Genomic DNA, 15,146 nt, shown 5'->3' with positions numbered 1-15,146 from the left:
TCGCCGTGGTCGGAGCGAGTTCGCTCGCCCCACGCATGGCGTTGGCGCCGGCTCACATCCTCGGAATGCATCGGCCCGGGGACCGTATCGTTCAAGTGCGGTGTCCGGGTGCGGTGCGTGAGGAGTAGACCGATGGCTGTTTCAGGAGTAATGCGATGCATGTGCATCGCGGTCGCGGCGGTATCCGCGGCTGCGGTCGTGGGCTTGATCCTGGTGGTTGTGCTGGTGGACCTGGACACAGCTGACCGTGTGGCCAGCATCATCGGGGCCGTGATCAGTGCCATTTCCCTGGTCGGATTCGTGTACACATTGAGCCGGCCTACTGGCGTTGGCGGCGCGGGCGCTCGTTCGGTGCAAGCCGGCGACAGCATCGGGCGCGCGGTAACCGGTGACAACAACCGTCAGCGGGGCATTGCGGCCCAACCGCAGGCCTCGGCCGCAGGTCCCGGCCCGAGCACCACCACAATGGCGCCCGGCGTGCCCGGTGAGCGGGGAGTTGCCGCTGGCGGATCCATTGGTGAGGCGATCACTGGCGATGGGAACCAGCAGACGTGATCTGGCACAGCGACAGTTTCGGCTAAGCGCCCCCGCCTGTGTGGCCATCACCGGACGTGCGGTGGTCAGGGCCGTGGGGCGGTTATGCGGGCTTGGGGGGAATGGTGACGTGCCCCGTGGAGGGCAGCCCAGGAGTGCATGCATATGGGTGCGGTGCCCTACGCCTCCGGGTCGGGAGGGCCGAGGAATCGGTGGGTGGTGGCGAGGATGGCTCGGGCGCGGGCGGTGTGGGGGTGATCGTCTCCGAGGAGGCGCACACGCGCGGCGAGGACTTGCTCGGCCAGTGGCAGGGCGTCATTGTGCCGGCTGAGGTCGTTGTATGTGGCAGCGAGGTTGGCGCGGGCCCGATGCGTCTCGGGGTGGTCGTCGCCGAGGAGACGGATACGTGCCGCCAGGACCTGTTCTTCCAGTAGTAGGGCGTCATGGTGGCGGCCGAGATGGCGATAGGTCCCGGCGAGGTTGGCTCGTGCGAGGTGTGTGTCGGGATGGTCCGCGCCGAAAGTGCGGATGTAATCGGTCAGGACCTGTTCGCACAGTGGGAGTGCGTCGTCGTGGCGCCCGAGGTTTCTGTAGGTGGCGGCAAGGTTGCTGCGTGCCAGGTGGGTATCAGGGTCATCGTCTTTGAGGGTCCGGAAGCGTGCGACGAGAACCTCTTCGCACAGCGGAAGGGCCTCGTGGTGCCGGCCGAGCTGGTTGTAGGTGACCGCAAGGTTGGCACGGGCCCAATGGGCCTCGGGGTGGTCGGCGCCGAGGAGGCGGATGCGCGCGGCCAAGACCTGCTCCTCCAGTCTGAGGGCGGTGCCGTAGTCGCCGAGGTGGCTGTAAGTAGCAGCGAGGTAGGCACGCGCTGTGTGGGTGCTGGCGTGATTGGGACCGTACAGGCGGATACGTTCAGCGAGATTCTGTTCCCCCAGCAGCTGGGCCTTGTCGTAGTGGCCGAGAAGGTCGTACGTGGAAGCAAGGGCGGTGCGCGCATCGAGCGTGTCGGCGTGCTCCGGTCCGAGCGTCTCCTCGGTGACGGTGAGCAGCTCCGTCCAGTGGGCGAGCGCGGACTGGAACAGACCGCTGGAGACCATGCTTCTGCCGGCATGGAAAAGCAACTTGTGGGGCCCGCCTTCCCAAAGATGCTGGCCGCCGTGACGGACGAGCGCAACGGCGTTGGCGCGCAGAACTGCGGAGATCTCGCGCCCTAGGCCTAGCCCGTCGGGCCAGATGGCGAGAAGAGCGTCAGCAGCGGTCCGCGCAAGGTGGTACTGCAAGGCGTGGGGGGTGTTCTCCTGGACTGCGCGGGCAGTCAGGGCATGGATGCGGACCTCTTGGCCGGTGCTCTTTGAGTCGTAGGTGATGAGCGCGTAGCGGTGCAGAGTCAGAAGGCTCTGACGCACCTGAACTTCGGAAACCGGAACCGATAACCCATGGTTGTCCTCGTCGAGCCCGCCGAGATAACTCAGTACCGGGGAGCTCTCCCAGAGGGCGTCCGGGTGTCCGGCGGGGTCGAGGAGTGCGGCAAGGCGAAGTACCGGTAGCGCAAGCCCGCCAGGCGATGCGGCCTCGGCCGCAGCAAGGGAGAGCAGCAGAGCAGCAGTGACCTGGCGACCATAATTCTCGGTATCCGCCCAGGCAGGCAGTATCTCAGCCAGGCTCCGCTCCCGGTCCTGGAGCAGCACGAGGTAGTCGGCGCAGGTCATCTGCTGGCTGATCAGGTAAGCGACCGCGTGCCCGAGCGCGAGGGGAAGAAACCCCAGCTCCTCCGCGAGCCGCTCTTGCGAGCCGTCGAGGAGGTGCGCAACAGCGTCAGCCGCGAGCCGGTCCTCTACATAGGCCACCGCCTCGGCACGAGAGTAGACGTCGATGTCGACCTTCCGGCGGCCCTGGCCCGTCAGCCGGCCATCCTTCAGACGGCTGGTGGCCAGAACCCACCCCTCCGCGGAATGCGCCGCGGGCCACCACGGCGCGAGCTTCGCCGGATCGATGACATCGTCCAGGACGACCAGCCACCTGCGCGAGGTCGTCGCAAGCCACCCGAGGAACGCCCGCGCATCGGCCTCAGTGTCTGCGCCCAGGGCGCCGGGGGCCTGGACGAGCTGCGCCGTGTGGGCGTACAGGGCGATGACCTGCTGGACATCCGACGCGCTCACCCACAGGACGAGATCGATGCCACCTCGGGTCGCCTCACGGGCATAGGAGGCGGCGAGCTGGGACTTGCCCACACCCCCGCCCCCGGACAAGACCTGCGCGAGCACCACGTCGTCCCCCGCACACCGCGCCTTGTCGATGAGCGCCCGCAGCACAGGACGGGGCTGGAAAGAGGAAGCGAGCAGCGGCGGCGCCCCCACCACCAGCGGCCACGACACCACCGCTGCCGCAGGAGGAAGATGAACATGGACAACGGAGCTGCCAGCCCCCAAGGCGCTCCCGTTGATGTCGCCCCCGGCCGCAACCCCATATTGGCCTGCGACGACCGATCCGAGCGGAGCCACCCGGTCAGGCGACGGCTGTTCACCAGCCTCCCTAGGAGAACCGGCGAGAGGAGTCTCACCGCCCTCCTCGGCAGGCACTCTCTTGCGCCCTTTCCGCGACCACATTGGTGTCATTGAACTTGGCTGCCATCGCCGAGAGCGCTACCGCTGATATCGCCCCCCGCCGCAATCCCACCCGGATCCGCTACCACACTCCCATTCCCTTGCACAGGAGCAACCGGACTGGTTCCACCCGGTGCCCCCGCCACGCGCGGCTGCATGATCACGTGAGAGTTCGCGCCCAGCGCGCTGCCCGTGACGTTCCCTCCTACGGCCACACCACCCTGCCCGGCCCGCACCTCCCGCCCGACCGCTGGAGCGCTGTCCCGCAGGAGTGAGAGCACCGCGACCACCAGCCCCGCACCCGCGAGAACGGCACCTACGATGCTGGCTACCTTGTCACTCGTATCAAGATCGGCCACGACCAGGACCGACAGCAGACCCACCGCGACGACAGCGGAGACCACCACCGCTCCCCGCACAGCCCACCGCGTACCCACCGAAAATCCCGCCATTGTCCGCCCCTGAATCCTCTTGCCGCCGTACAAAGCGACGGCGCCTTCTTGCCCCTGTTCGCAGGCTAGACGCTCACCGCCCGACCGGCCTCAACTCCGACGGACCTGTCTTCAAGTTCTGCACCAGGCGCATGCCTCCGCCCCTCACGTCCTTGGTCCCGGGACAGGAGTGGAGGAGGTCTTGGAGCCTCCCCGGCGCGGCCCGGGTGTGCTGGCTGCTGCGGCTGCCCTCCGCCGTTTCCGGGCACTACGCTGCTCCGCGAGACCGGGGCGGAGCTGGGGTTCGCGGAGGACAAAGAGATCGAGCCCGTCGCGCTCGTACAGCTCGCGTGCCTCGCGCTGAAGGTCGTCGCCGATGATGTCGGTGGCGGCCATGAGGTGGATGTCCGCCCCAAGTAGCCGACTGAGCTCGATGTCGCGAACGTTCTGCCCGCCTTTGGAGAACTCGGCTGCCTTGACCTTCACCTCATGGCTTTGCAGGTCAGCGCGACTGACCTACAAAGCCATGCCAGACTTCGGCGAGCCGGCGCTTCTGCGCCAGGCACCATGCGTCGTAGTCTCCGTCGACCGGAAACTCCTGGCGTCCCTCGCTCAAGAACATCTCGGCCATCGCGAGCTCCTGGGCGAGGAGCCGCTCCACCTCCGGCGTGTGTTCACTCCGTCTCTGCCTCGCGGGCGGGCCGGAGGGGGGAACAGGCAGGGGGCCAGGGAGCATTCCTCACAGCCCTGCTGTCTACCAGTTCCCGCTGACACCAGCCGTCTGAGGTGAGCTCGACGTCGGCCTCGGCACCGGGACGGTCCCCCGTGAGGAGGCCCGGTGCCAGACTCGTGCCGTGCCGCGAACTCCGGTCGACAAGTTCCGGGTGTGCCCTCGGCCCGCACACGCGTGGGTGCCTGGGGTTGGGCTGGGAGGGCTTGCCTGCGGCGCTGGGCTTCACCCACCCCACTGCAGCATGGGTTTCGTACTGATGTGCCGGACACGGCAGGCGCGCAAGCTGCGTGGACACGGTGCCCCGGAGGCCAAACGGGTTATGGAGCTGATTCGTAAACGACGGTGGTGGTGGGGCAGTCCTCGGCGAGTCCGAGGAGGGCATGGCGTTCGCTTTCATCGACGGCCAGGTCCCAGCGCAGCTTCGTGCCGACCCAGGAAGCAGCGTACGTGCAGTGGTAGGAGTCGTCCGACGGCAGCCACTCCGCCGGATCCTTGTCGGCCTTGCTGCGGTTAGAGGCGGCGGAGACCGCGATCAGCGTGTCCGGGGAAGCCTGGTCGTTGGCGTACGCCTCCCGCCGCGCCGCCGACCACGGAGCTCGTTCGGAGTCGTAGACCTCGGCGAGCGGGACGAAGTGGTCTACGTCTAGGCGGGCTGCGTCGGAGACAACGACATTGTCGTAGGCGCTGAGCCAGGATCCGCTGGTCAGCTTGCAGCCAGCCGCGACCTGCGGCGCCGTTACGGCTTCGGAGAGGATGACTTCCTTGCGGGTGTCGCAGCCGTCCGTCGCGTTCAGGCCACGGTTCCAGTGCTTGTACAGGTCCCGCTTGTAGCCGTCGCGGTGCTCGGCGGCCACAGGGAGCCGGTCGATCGCCTCGAAGAGCGGCAGTGGCGCCCGCACCCCGGCTGGGCCGGTCACTCCGGTCGCGGCCAGTGGTGCTGTCTCGGCGGTAGCCGAGTGGGCAGTCGGAGCTGCGAGGATAGGGAGGGCGCAGAGGGCGAGTGCGGGCAGACCGCGAAACATCAGGTTCTTGATCATACCGGCGGGTCTATCGGGCCGTTCCCCTGCCCAACCAGGGACGTGGAAGACAACTCACCCGTGCGGGTGACCGGATTCACTGCAGAAACGAGCCTGCGCTCTCCGCCTCGTCAGGGTCGAGGTAGCCGCTGTCTCCGGCACCCCGGCTGATGTCCGCGTGGACGAGGACCTGGACCTGGACCTTCTCCTCTCCGGGCGTGCGCCGGAGCTGGCACGGTCCGCTGGACAGAAACAAGGCCGAGATCCGGTGCGCTGCTTCGAGCACGGCCTTCTCGTAGCCCCGGATCTCGATCGTGATCACGCTCTCGTCGCTCATGACCGGACGAATTGCGCAAGCGAGCCTCAAGTTTCGGCCAGCGCCAGGGACCACACCTTTGAGCCTTCAGGAGCGCCACGTGCCGGAGGAGGTGGTACTGCGGCGCCCCGTGCTGCCGATTCGGCCGCGACGACCTCATGGGTGTGGGTGGTCTCTGCGATCTTGGCCGCGGTGAGGCCCCGGCGAGTGTTCGTGGCGAGGGTCTCTTCGTGGTCTCGGGGACCTTGGCCAGGGGATGTGCGGTGGCCTCCTCTTGGGTACGTGGGCTGCCGGTCTCCAGCTCGGCCGTAATCTCTTGGTCCCTTGCGGGACGGGACGGTGTCCGGAGCTCGGAGCACCTGCCCGTGCCGGGCATGCCCGCCCTGCTGGTCATGGATGTGTTGTGGGTGGGGCTGGTCATGGCTGGTGCTGGGTGTAGGGGGCGAGTTCGGGGTGTTGGCGCAGGATTTGCTGGCGCAGCCGGTGTGTTTCTGTGGCTGTGGCGGCGGCGCGTTGTTTGGTTTCTTCCTGGTCTTGTTCTGTTCGGGTGTATTCGGCGTGCTGGGTGTAGGCGTCGTTGAGCATGCGCTCCCATCGGATTGAGTGCCGTAGCCGTTCTGCTTCCTGGGCTGTCTGGGTTTCGGCCAGCAGGTGTGCCGTTGCGTTCTGGATCTTCTTGTGTTCTTCCCGGGCTTGGCAGTGCTGGCACAGGCCGTCTTCGGGCTGTCGTCCTCTGCCGGCCGCTGAGCAGTCGTTGCCCTGGCATTCCCACCACTGGAGCGTGGGGCCGTTGCTGCGCTGCACGGGTACTCGGCCGTGGCGCCGGTCGGCCCGGCGTTCGGTGCACTTGGGGCATGGGTGTCCCAGGTGCAGGGTGATGCCGTCCTCGCACATGGGGTCGGGGCAGTCTGTGGACGGGCGCACGAGTGCCACTGCGGCTCCTACGGGGGAGGCCAGTTGCCCTTCGGCGAGGGCGCGGGCGTAGCCGTGGGCCCACCATCGCTGCCCGATCCGTTCGGTCAGCTGTTGGGGGGTCCGTCCTTGGTCCAGGGCTTGCAGGATCGCCTCATGCAGTACGGCTGGACGGTGGGGCGGCAGTAGAGGGGCCAGCTCTCGTGGCCATCCTGCTTCTACCGCTTTGACCGCCTCGGCCTGTCCGGCCGGGACCTGCTCGCGGTCCTTCCGCTTCGGCCTGGCTGGGGGTGCGGGCGCCTTGGCGCCTGTGGGCGCGGCGCAGCCGCCGGTGGCATGCGCGCTACTACCTGTAGTAGCCCTGCGGGCGTCATCGGCGCTTCGCGCCGCAGGCGCTGCAGGGGTTTCTTGAGAGGGGAGGGTTAAAGGAGAGGGTTGGGGGACTGGCAGTCCCCCCTCCGGGTACTGGCAGTCCCCCCTGCCCCGGGACTGGGAGTCCCCCCTGGCGTCCGGTTCAGCATGTTGTGGGGGAGGGGACTGAGAGTCCCCTGCCGGGTGTCGTGGCTTGCCTTTGTCGCTGCGTTCTGTGCGGGGCGGGGCGGGAGACAGCGGGGGGCGGGAGCCATGTGTCAGTGGGGGCAGGCCTCGGTGTGCCCGGTCCTCGTTCACCCGTGCCAGCCGTTGCGGGCCGTACCAGGATGCGGGGATCTGCAGGTCGTAGACCTTGGGGCGGGCGTGTGCCGGGATGTACCGGGCGGCTTCCTGGTTTCCCAGGGTGATGACGCCGCGTTCGGTGAGGGCGGCCAGGCGCCGCTGTACCGTCTTGACGTCGCAGAGCGCGATCCGGGCCAGCGTCCGCCGTGAGGGGAAGGCGTTGGTGCCGTCCGGGTCTGCTTTCTCTGCCAGGCCGGCGAGCAGCATCCGGTCGATCGTGCTGTTGACCGGGCTGTCGTGCAGGGCCCACAGGATTGGCTCAAGTGCCATGGTGCACCACCGTCTTCGGGGTGGGGGTGCCGGTCTTGTGGGAGGGGGCGTGTGGCGGCCTGGGGATGGATCCGCATAAGCTCATGGCTGAGCGCACCTCTCGGTTCATGCAGCTGGGTGCTCTTCCCCTCGCAGGCGGTCCAGGCCTGTGCGGGGACCTGCGGGCCTCGCCACTTGTGGCGGGGCCCGTGTGGTTTGGGTGATTCGGCATGCCCTACAGAACGAGGCCAAGATCACCGCTCTGATCGCCGGCGTACCCTGTGCGGGATCACAGCTGGGCTTCGGCGCAGCTGGTGAGTCACCGGTGAGGCGCGGTGGCGGCTAAGGGATTCCGCCGGTCATGGGCAGGTTCCCGTAGTGCAGCTCCAGACGGTCGGCGGCTCCTACTGTCCGAAGTGCCTCAAGGGCGCGGCCGTCACGGTCGTGCACCACTCGCTCAATGCACAGGACCGGCACGCGTGCGCCGATGTTGAGCTCTGATGCCTCGGCCTTTGTGGGCAGTCGTGCCGTAACGGTCTCGCTGGCGGTTTCAGGTGCCAGCCCCGATGCGGTCATGGCCCTGAGCACGCCACCGGGGATTCGGCCCGGGTCACCCAGCCCGGTGGCGTCAGCCAGTTCGGCTGGATAGAAGGCCTCCTGGACCTGTACGACATCTTCGTCGATCAGGGCGTGCCGGCTGCGGCGGACCAAAGGAGCTCCGGGCTCCAGCCCGAGCAGCACGGCGATCGTGTCCGGAGCGGGAAGGCGCTCTACTGACACGGCCGCGATGCTCCCGCCCAGCCCGACCGCGGCCGTTGCCGTCTCCCAGGGCCCCTTGTCTCCGCCCGGCTGCAGAACGGCACCATAGCGGCTCAACGGGATTCGCACGCGCGAGCGGCTGCGGACAACCGTCCCGACGCGCGGCTTGCGGACAACGAGACCCCGGTCGACAAGTTCCCGGTATGCCCGCTCAATGGATGGCTTCGATTCACCCTCGGCCATCAGCTCCTTGGTGGTCGGCATCTTCGACCCGGGCGGAAACTCGCCCGACTCGATGCGCTCCGCCAAGCGGTCGGCCAGCTCGCGCCATTGCTGCAACGGCATGTGTACCTCCTGTCACCTGATGCAGCCAGTACACCACAACAACCATGGTTGTTCAGGGAGGGGTAGACAATGCCCGAGCCAGGCAAACACTCAAGAAGGGCCCCTGTGGGCGCTTGCGTCAGCAGGGCCAGTCAGGACCTTCCTTGTGCGCACAGGCAAGTTCAGACCACCCTCGCACTGCTCACCGGTCCTGCCCCGGGCTTCCCGCGCGCCTCGCCGCCACACGAAACGTCACCCGTTGGTGTCAATCCTGGTGACTTGGAGGGGCGGTGATCCAGCCCTGGGCCAGCATGGGCGGCGAGCCGTCACCTGTGGCCGGTGGCAGGCCTCTTGTGCCGGGGTGACTTGGAGGGGCAGCGTGGAGTTCGTCCTGCGGATCGATGTGGATGGTGCGCTCGTTGTGCTGCCGTGGCCTGATGACGAAGTGGCGCGCGGGGCTCAGGTGAGGGGGGCGGTGGGTGGCCCTGCTGACCGGGCGGTCTACCACCGGCAGGCGCACCTTCATGTGCACGGCAATGGGGCGGCCGAGGGCCTCCCTGTGAACCTCGCTGCCTGGGTGCTGGCTTCGCATTGGCGTGGGGTGGAGATCCCTTATGGCTTTTATGGGCCGGTGCTGGTGACGGGACCTGAGCGGTCCGCCTTGGGTGATGGTGTTGCCGGTGAGGTGCGCGCGGTGTGCGCGGCGGTTGCCGAGGTGCGCCAGGAGTGGGTGACCCGGCCGCCGGCGGGGGAGGGTCCGGCCCGTGCGGAGCTGCTGGCCGCAGCCAGGCATTCGGTCGAAGCGCTCGCCTGACGCGGCTTGCAGCGGGTGTTGCCTGGGCTCGGGTTCGGGGCGGTCCGGGCTTGTTGTGAGGGCCGGACCGCTCCAAAGAAATCGGCGCTGCTGTGGGGTGCGGGTCCGAGGCGGAGGGTCAGCAGTCGGTGGTGGCGTACTTCGTTGCCGGCTCGGTGCCGGTGCCCGTGTCTTCTTGAGGAAGGTCCCATCGGGCGATGCTTCCGTATGAGTCCTCGATCAGCAGGTTCCCGCCGCGCCTGGAGATGCTCATGGAGCTGATCGCCAGGTAGGGCTGGCCTGCCGCTACCTTTCCCCACGGGGTGTAGGAGTCGATGCACCCGTCCCATGGAGCGTCGTAGTAGCGGCTGGCCTTGTTCATCTCGGGCCCGTAACTCCACTTGATGAGGTTGTCTCTCCCGTACCCCTTGAAGGTTCCGCCGTCCTCGGACTCCAGGGTGAGTGCGACGGCCAGGGCGTATTTGCCGGTCAGGGGAAGAGTCTTGTCCTTGGCGAGGGCGTCGCGGTAGGCGACGCCGGTCAAAGTCACCCGCATCCTGTGGCCGTCCTCGTCCCGGAGGGTGACGGTCTCACCGACTTTTCGTCCTTCCTGGCCGACGACGCCTGCTTCGTTCTGTGGCTTTTGCTGGCCCTGTGCCCACAGCGGGGCCTGGGTCTTGCCGTTTTGCGCGCTGCTGGTGCAGCCCGCGGTGGTGAGGATCAGGAGCGTCGCGAGGCCGGCGGTTGCCTTCTTCATGCGCAGTCCATTTCGTCTGATCGGAAGATGAGCGAAGCCGGGGCCGGCCTCTGGCCGCATCCAGAGAGCACAGACCGGCGGCGCGGTGTGGTGCCGACGGGGCGGGGGTCGGACCGGCTTGTGCGTACCCCCGCCGTGACGTCAGTTGTTGGTGAGGTGAGCGGAGAGGTGAAGAGGGGCTGTCGACAGGGCGTCATTGATCGTGTCCTCGGTGATGTCGTCGAGGGTGATGTCGTAGGTGCGGGCCATCTGCTGGATTCGGGCGACCGTTTTGCGGACTGCGCTGGTGTTGCCGGCGGCCCGGTCGATGGTCAGGAGGTCGCGGTAGAGGACCTCGGAGGTTTCTTCGACATCGAGGGCCTGGAGGACGGTGCGGCGGGCGGCGTCGAGGTCGGGGGTGTCGCTGTCGCTGTGCCAGCACGCGAGGGTGTGTGCGGTGTCGGTGATCCGGGACAGCATTTCCTGAATGACGGCATCGGCCCACGGCAGGGTGCGGCCGTCAAAAGGCTTTCCGCGTACGAGGGCCATTGCGGCTTCGAGGTCGGCGATCCCGGCCTTCGGGCCGGCCGCGAGACCGCTCGACGCCAAGGCACGGAACTCTTCCCAGTCGGATGTGACCGCCCGGTGGAAGGAGTATCCGCCGTCCTTGGGCCGGGGAAGGAGCGGAGCCCCGTCCGTGGCGACGCCGATTTGGGCGCGCAGCTCGGAGAGACGGGAGTGCAGGGTGCGGGTCGACCACGGGTTCACGGGGTCTACTGCCCTGCACAGGTATTCGGCGCTGCGTCCGGGGCGGAGGTGGATGAGTGCTGCGACGGCGGTGGTGCGGGGCGCGTGCGCGGATCCGGTTCCGCCGGTGATGCGCAGCGCGCCGAGCATGTCGATGCGGACCGTGCGCTCCACGGGGCTGGTGCCGGTGGGGCTGGCCTTCGGGGCCGGGGCGGGTTGGCTGCCGTTGGCCTGGTGGGGGAGCGGGGCCTGCCCGGCGGCTCGTGTGGCCGGAGTCCGGCCGCTGTCGTGTTCCTGCGTGGTGTCGGCGCCTGCTTCGGGGGCCTGGGTGGCGGGGCTGGTGGGGGTGGGGTTGAGTCCGGCGAGGAGTGCGGGGAAGGGGTTGCCCGGGTCCTGGGCTGCCTCGCTGGTGATCCGCACGGCCAGGGGCATGCCGGAGGCGGCCGGCTGCTGGTGGCTCTCGGTGAATTCCCACCCCCCGGCTGCCGGCTTGGCCTCCTGGACGGAGACTTGGAGGGCGTGGACGTACTGCCGGTATTGCTCGTCGCTGACGCGCTGGAGTCGCACCGGCATCTCCAGCGGGGCCAGGACGGTGTCCTGGTCGCGGGCGACGTCGAGGATCTCCGCGTGAGGGAACGCACGGCGGGCCTCTGGGCTCGCGGGCAGCACCACGGCGGTCGTCAGGGGGCGGGCTGAGGCGAGGGCGTCGGCGAGGAGGTCGACGTCTTTCTCGCTGTGGTCTCCGGCGCCGATCATCAGCCAGGGCAGAACCTGCTCTCCTGACTGGTGGGCTTCGAGCAGGAGTTCGCCGAGGTCGGCGGCGACGGCCGGAAGGTGGGCCATGGTGCGGATGCGGCCCTGCGGGAGGAGTCCGGACAGTCGGCTGCCGAGGCCGGCGGTCAGGATCTCGGCATAGTCGGTCCACCTGCTCGTGCCCAGTTCCAGGGCGAGGGCACGGGCCACTTCGAGGACCTCGTCGGCGTCGCCGTTCAGCAGCAGGACGCGGCAGGTGGTGAGGTCGGCCAGGACAAGACCGTCGCCGTCGGCGCCGAGCGTGACCAGCCCCGGGTAGGGGGCGTGGACGTCGGCGAGATCGTCGGCGCCCGGGAGCACGGCCTGCTCGTCGAGTACCCAGGTGCGGGTGTCAGAGCCGGCGGTGAACGGAGCGATCGGATCGGTGGGTTCGTCCAACAGCAGCGTGATCCCGTTGGCGGCGAGGCGCGCCCCGCGCAGCGCTGGCAGTGCCTTGTTGCTGTTGCTGCTCTCGTTGTCGTTGGCGGCGTAGTGGGCGAGGGCGCGCAACACGTGGTCGAGGAGTTCGACGCCCGCGGGTTCGGCGACGGCGTGCAGGACCTGTTCGACGGTGGTGGGGTCGTTGTCCTGGGCGATGGTCTCGCCCGCGCGCCGGGCCCGCTGTTGCAGGATCCGCCGCACGCCGAGCGCTCCGGCGAGTGAGGCGGCCAGCAGGGTGCCGATCCCGGCGATCAGTGCCCAGTTGACGCCGTTCGCGGCGGCCAGGACCTGTGGGGTGCTTACTGCCGGCGAGGCCTGGGGCGGGGAGGCGGCTGGGCTGTTTGCGGCTGGCGGGGTGCTCTGCTTCGGGACCTGGGCTGCGGGCGTGGTCGCGGCTGGCGCCGACTGGGCGGTGGACGCGGACGGCGAGGGCGATACGGCGGCCGGGGCCGTCGGGCTCGACGGCACAGGGGTTGCGGTCGGGGCGGGGGTGGGCTTCGAGGCCGCCGCCGGCGGGGTGGGGGAGGGCTTCTCCGTGGGGGCGGCTGGGGCTGGGGCGGCGGGCGAAGGCTTCGCCGCGGGTGTGGTGGTGTCGTTGCCGGGCCGGGCTTGCGACGGGGGCATCGTCCCGGGGCTGGGGCTGGGGCTGGGGCTGGGGGTGGAGGCGGCGGGGAGGGTGAGCTGCTGCCCGGGGTAGATCAGGTTCGGGTCGGTGAACGTCCTGGCGCCGTCCGGCAGGGGAGTGCCCTTGTTCTGCTCGAAGATTTCCGGGTACCGGTCGGCGTCGCCCAGCTGCACGCGCGAGATGAAGGAGAGGCTGTCTCCCTCGCGGACGCTGTACTGCGCCTGCCCGCTCAGCGCTTCGGCGGCGTTGCCGCGCCCGGCCTGGGTTTTGAGTCCCGCGCTCGGGGCAGGGTGCGCGTTGCTGGGGAGGGTGAGCACCCATCCGGGCTGGATTGGCTGGTCGGCACGGAAGACCGCGCCGTCAGTCATGGAGTGGCCCTCGTTGAGGGCGGCGATTTCCTCCCACCGCTGGGCATCACCGAGGGTGGTTTCGGCGATCGACCACAGGCTCTCGGCCGGCCGTACATCCCGCACCGTGTGCGTCACCAACCCTGTCCCGGCCTCCTGGACTGCTCCCGTATTCGCACGGGCGCTGGCGGCCGTATCCGGGCCGGGTACGGCGGTAGCGCTCACACTCACCGGCGCGGCTGCGGCCGGGGAGGTGGGGGCGGCGAGGGCGGTTCCGGCGGGCAGGGCCAGCAGGACAGCGCCGACCAGTGCCGCGGCAGCCCGCTGTCCCACCAGGCCCCGGATCTGCGGGGCGCTGCGCCCGCGCAGCTGCGCGGGGATCTCCAGCAGGACCGCGAGGGCGAACTGGGCCCAGCTGATCCATCCTGTGACGGCCAGGAGCAGCAGGAACACCTGCCCGGAGTCGTCGGTGGTCAGCAGGTTCGCCAGGGCAGTGATGCCGGGCGGCCCGACCTGGGCGGTTGCCCACCACAGCAGGATCGGGAGGCTGGCCAGCAGAGCCGTGAGGACGGTCAGGGAGAGCAGGCCGCGTACGAGGGCGGCCGCCGTCTGGGCGCCCCCGCGCCCAAGGCGGGGCCGGGAGGTGCGGCCGGGGGTGGGCTGGCTCATGAGCGGGTCCTTCGTGCGCGTGTGGTAGCGGGCTACTGGGGTTGGGCGATGCCGTGCAGGAGGCGGGCGGTGCCGTGGCCGGTCACGTTCATGGACCCGATCCCGGCGACCGCGAGGAATTTCGTGGCGTAGGTGTCGTGGACGGTCACGGTGAGCTTGGTTCCGTCTCCGGACAGGGCGGTGCTGCCGTGGGTGCCGGCGCGTGCGAGGTAGGCCTGGGCTGCGGCCTGGGCGGCCGCGGGGTCGGCGCGGACCTGCCCGCCGGTGATGGCGGTGGCGGGGTCGATGGCCTGCCCTGCGGCGCGGGCGGCCTCCATGGCGATGGCGTCGGCGCGTTCGGTGGCGCGGAGTTTCCCGCTGCCGTCGAAGGCCAGTCCGATGATGCCCAGCAGAGCCACGGTGACGATCGCGGTATAGATCGCAATGCCGCCTTCGTCGTCGCGCAGGCTCCGCCGTACCCGCCGCGGTGCGGCGGGCGCAGGGGACAGGCCGGGGGCGGGCGAGGCGGTGGCGGGGTCCGGTGCGGGCATGTGGTTATCCCTCCCGGGAGCGGTAGGCGTCCACTACCGAGGTGAAAGTGCTGGTCAGTGTCTTGGACCCGGGGATGCCGGGGATCAGCAGGTCGGACAGGGGCACGGTGCAGGAGATGGTGACCGTCACGGTCCCGACATTGCCGAGCGGGACGGCCAGGCCGGAGGCGTCGACGCTGGTGTGGGTCGAGGCGCAGTGGATGCCCTGGTCGGCGAGGGAGCGCACGGCGGCTCCGGATGCTTCGACTTGGGCGCCGGAGTAGGTGCGAGAGATGGAGGCGGCGCGGGCGGCGTCCTCGGCGGCAGCGTCGATCTTCGCGCCGGAGGTGACGATGCGGCCGCCCGCGATGGCCAGGCACAGCATCATCAGCAGCAGCGGGGTGACGATCGCGGCCGCGATGGACTCGCTGCCCCGGTCCTCGCGCAGCCGTACTCCCAGGCGACTCCACCTGGTGGGGGTGGGGGTCATGGGGTGGTCCACCGTTCGCGTGGGGCACCGGCCGACTGGGACACGCTCAGCCCGGACAAGCCCGGGATCAGGGAGGGGGCTTGTCCGGTGACGGTGACGCGGACCTCGGTGGCGCTGCTGCCCGAGGTGCTGACGGAGGCCTGCCCAAGGCTGTCGCCAGCGATCCGGCCCAGGGTTTCCCGGGCCCGAGCCGCGCCTGCTCCTTCCGGAGCCTGGTAGGTGCGGGCCGCGGCGACCCCTTCACGGGCGGCGGTGAGCGCGATGTTCCGGGCAAAGAACCACATGGCCGCCTGGACTACCGCGACAGTGACCAGGATGACGAACGGGAACACGATCGCCATCTGGATCGATGCCTCCCCCCTGTCCCAGGGGCGACAGAGCTGGTCTTCGGACCGCCCTGGTTCTG

Annotated in this window: 13 protein-coding genes and 1 pseudogene; 2 read left to right on the top strand and 12 right to left on the bottom strand. The window is 69.2% G+C overall.

Features of this window, described 5'->3' with window-relative positions; translation table 11 throughout:
• Positions 1 to 159: 159 nt before the first annotated feature.
• Complete coding sequence (locus ACZ5D2_RS25980; protein WP_468932449.1) at positions 160 to 555, top strand: hypothetical protein; 396 nt, start codon at positions 160 to 162, stop codon at positions 553 to 555.
• Between the two features lie 158 nt (positions 556 to 713).
• Here the strand turns inward: ACZ5D2_RS25980 and ACZ5D2_RS25975 are convergent, their stop codons facing one another.
• From ACZ5D2_RS25975 to ACZ5D2_RS25945, 7 genes and pseudogenes are all read right to left on the bottom strand, one after another.
• A complete protein-coding gene (locus ACZ5D2_RS25975; RefSeq protein ID WP_468932446.1) occupies positions 714 to 3,035 on the bottom strand; it encodes a tetratricopeptide repeat protein in 2,322 nt (773 codons plus the stop codon).
• 1,035 nt (positions 3,036 to 4,070) lie between these two features.
• The gene (locus tag ACZ5D2_RS25970) at positions 4,071 to 4,199 is read right to left on the bottom strand and encodes a hypothetical protein (RefSeq protein ID WP_468932443.1); all 129 of its coding nucleotides are present in this window, start codon (positions 4,197 to 4,199) and stop codon (positions 4,071 to 4,073) included.
• Positions 4,200 to 4,618: 419 nt separating this feature from the next.
• Entirely contained in the window at positions 4,619 to 5,338 is a 720-nt protein-coding gene (locus ACZ5D2_RS25965; protein WP_468932440.1) for an HNH endonuclease family protein, read from the bottom strand.
• 76 nt (positions 5,339 to 5,414) lie between these two features.
• Positions 5,415 to 5,654 carry a hypothetical protein gene (locus ACZ5D2_RS25960; protein WP_468932438.1) on the bottom strand — a complete coding sequence of 80 codons (240 nt, stop codon included), beginning with the start codon at positions 5,652 to 5,654 and terminating at the stop codon, positions 5,415 to 5,417.
• 396 nt (positions 5,655 to 6,050) lie between these two features.
• On the bottom strand, positions 6,051 to 6,566 hold the full coding sequence (locus ACZ5D2_RS25955; RefSeq protein WP_468932505.1) for a hypothetical protein: 516 nt from the start codon (positions 6,564 to 6,566) through the stop codon (positions 6,051 to 6,053).
• 774 nt (positions 6,567 to 7,340) lie between these two features.
• Positions 7,341 to 7,466 (bottom strand): annotated as a pseudogene (locus tag ACZ5D2_RS25950) (helix-turn-helix domain-containing protein); the annotation flags it as partial.
• A 384-nt stretch (positions 7,467 to 7,850) separates the two neighbouring features.
• Entirely contained in the window at positions 7,851 to 8,612 is a 762-nt protein-coding gene (locus ACZ5D2_RS25945; RefSeq protein ID WP_468932435.1) for a GntR family transcriptional regulator, read from the bottom strand.
• 358 nt (positions 8,613 to 8,970) lie between these two features.
• Between ACZ5D2_RS25945 and ACZ5D2_RS25940 the strand changes: the two genes are divergently transcribed.
• Entirely contained in the window at positions 8,971 to 9,405 is a 435-nt protein-coding gene (locus ACZ5D2_RS25940; RefSeq protein ID WP_468932433.1) for a hypothetical protein, read from the top strand.
• Positions 9,406 to 9,523: 118 nt separating this feature from the next.
• On the opposite strand, the gene ACZ5D2_RS25935 is transcribed toward ACZ5D2_RS25940, so the two are convergent.
• The 5 genes from ACZ5D2_RS25935 to ACZ5D2_RS25915 form a co-directional block, all read right to left on the bottom strand.
• Positions 9,524 to 10,141 carry a hypothetical protein gene (locus ACZ5D2_RS25935; protein ID WP_468932430.1) on the bottom strand — a complete coding sequence of 206 codons (618 nt, stop codon included), beginning with the start codon at positions 10,139 to 10,141 and terminating at the stop codon, positions 9,524 to 9,526.
• Positions 10,142 to 10,282: 141 nt separating this feature from the next.
• Positions 10,283 to 13,741 carry a hypothetical protein gene (locus ACZ5D2_RS25930; protein ID WP_468932427.1) on the bottom strand — a complete coding sequence of 1,153 codons (3,459 nt, stop codon included), beginning with the start codon at positions 13,739 to 13,741 and terminating at the stop codon, positions 10,283 to 10,285.
• A gap of 32 nt (positions 13,742 to 13,773) precedes the next feature.
• Positions 13,774 to 14,271, bottom strand: coding sequence for a pilus assembly protein TadG-related protein (locus tag ACZ5D2_RS25925; RefSeq protein ID WP_468932424.1), 498 nt, complete (start codon positions 14,269 to 14,271; stop codon positions 13,774 to 13,776).
• Between the two features lie 4 nt (positions 14,272 to 14,275).
• Positions 14,276 to 14,740 (bottom strand): TadE/TadG family type IV pilus assembly protein, encoded by a 465-nt coding sequence (locus ACZ5D2_RS25920; protein ID WP_468932421.1) that lies wholly within the window; start codon positions 14,738 to 14,740, stop codon positions 14,276 to 14,278.
• Positions 14,737 to 15,087 (bottom strand): TadE family protein, encoded by a 351-nt coding sequence (locus ACZ5D2_RS25915; RefSeq protein WP_267884277.1) that lies wholly within the window; start codon positions 15,085 to 15,087, stop codon positions 14,737 to 14,739. The genes ACZ5D2_RS25920 and ACZ5D2_RS25915 overlap by 4 nt, the downstream gene beginning before the upstream one ends.
• Positions 15,088 to 15,146: the final 59 nt, after the last annotated feature.

This window comes from Streptomyces sp. NPDC031479, assembly GCF_055581065.1.
Note: the sequence above shows the minus strand (reverse complement) of the source record. Positions and strands in the feature narration are given on the sequence as shown.

Coding starts and splice junctions, on each gene's coding strand:
- ACZ5D2_RS25960 (WP_468932438.1), bottom strand. CDS start 5,654: ATGAGCGACGAGAGCGTGATCACGATCGAGATCCGGGGCTACGAGAAG.
- ACZ5D2_RS25935 (WP_468932430.1), bottom strand. CDS start 10,141: ATGAAGAAGGCAACCGCCGGCCTCGCGACGCTCCTGATCCTCACCACC.
- ACZ5D2_RS25980 (WP_468932449.1), top strand. CDS start 160: ATGTGCATCGCGGTCGCGGCGGTATCCGCGGCTGCGGTCGTGGGCTTG.
- ACZ5D2_RS25965 (WP_468932440.1), bottom strand. CDS start 5,338: ATGATCAAGAACCTGATGTTTCGCGGTCTGCCCGCACTCGCCCTCTGC.
- ACZ5D2_RS25920 (WP_468932421.1), bottom strand. CDS start 14,740: ATGACCCCCACCCCCACCAGGTGGAGTCGCCTGGGAGTACGGCTGCGC.
- ACZ5D2_RS25930 (WP_468932427.1), bottom strand. CDS start 13,741: ATGAGCCAGCCCACCCCCGGCCGCACCTCCCGGCCCCGCCTTGGGCGC.
- ACZ5D2_RS25970 (WP_468932443.1), bottom strand. CDS start 4,199: ATGGCCGAGATGTTCTTGAGCGAGGGACGCCAGGAGTTTCCGGTCGAC.
- ACZ5D2_RS25945 (WP_468932435.1), bottom strand. CDS start 8,612: ATGCCGTTGCAGCAATGGCGCGAGCTGGCCGACCGCTTGGCGGAGCGC.
- ACZ5D2_RS25925 (WP_468932424.1), bottom strand. CDS start 14,271: ATGCCCGCACCGGACCCCGCCACCGCCTCGCCCGCCCCCGGCCTGTCC.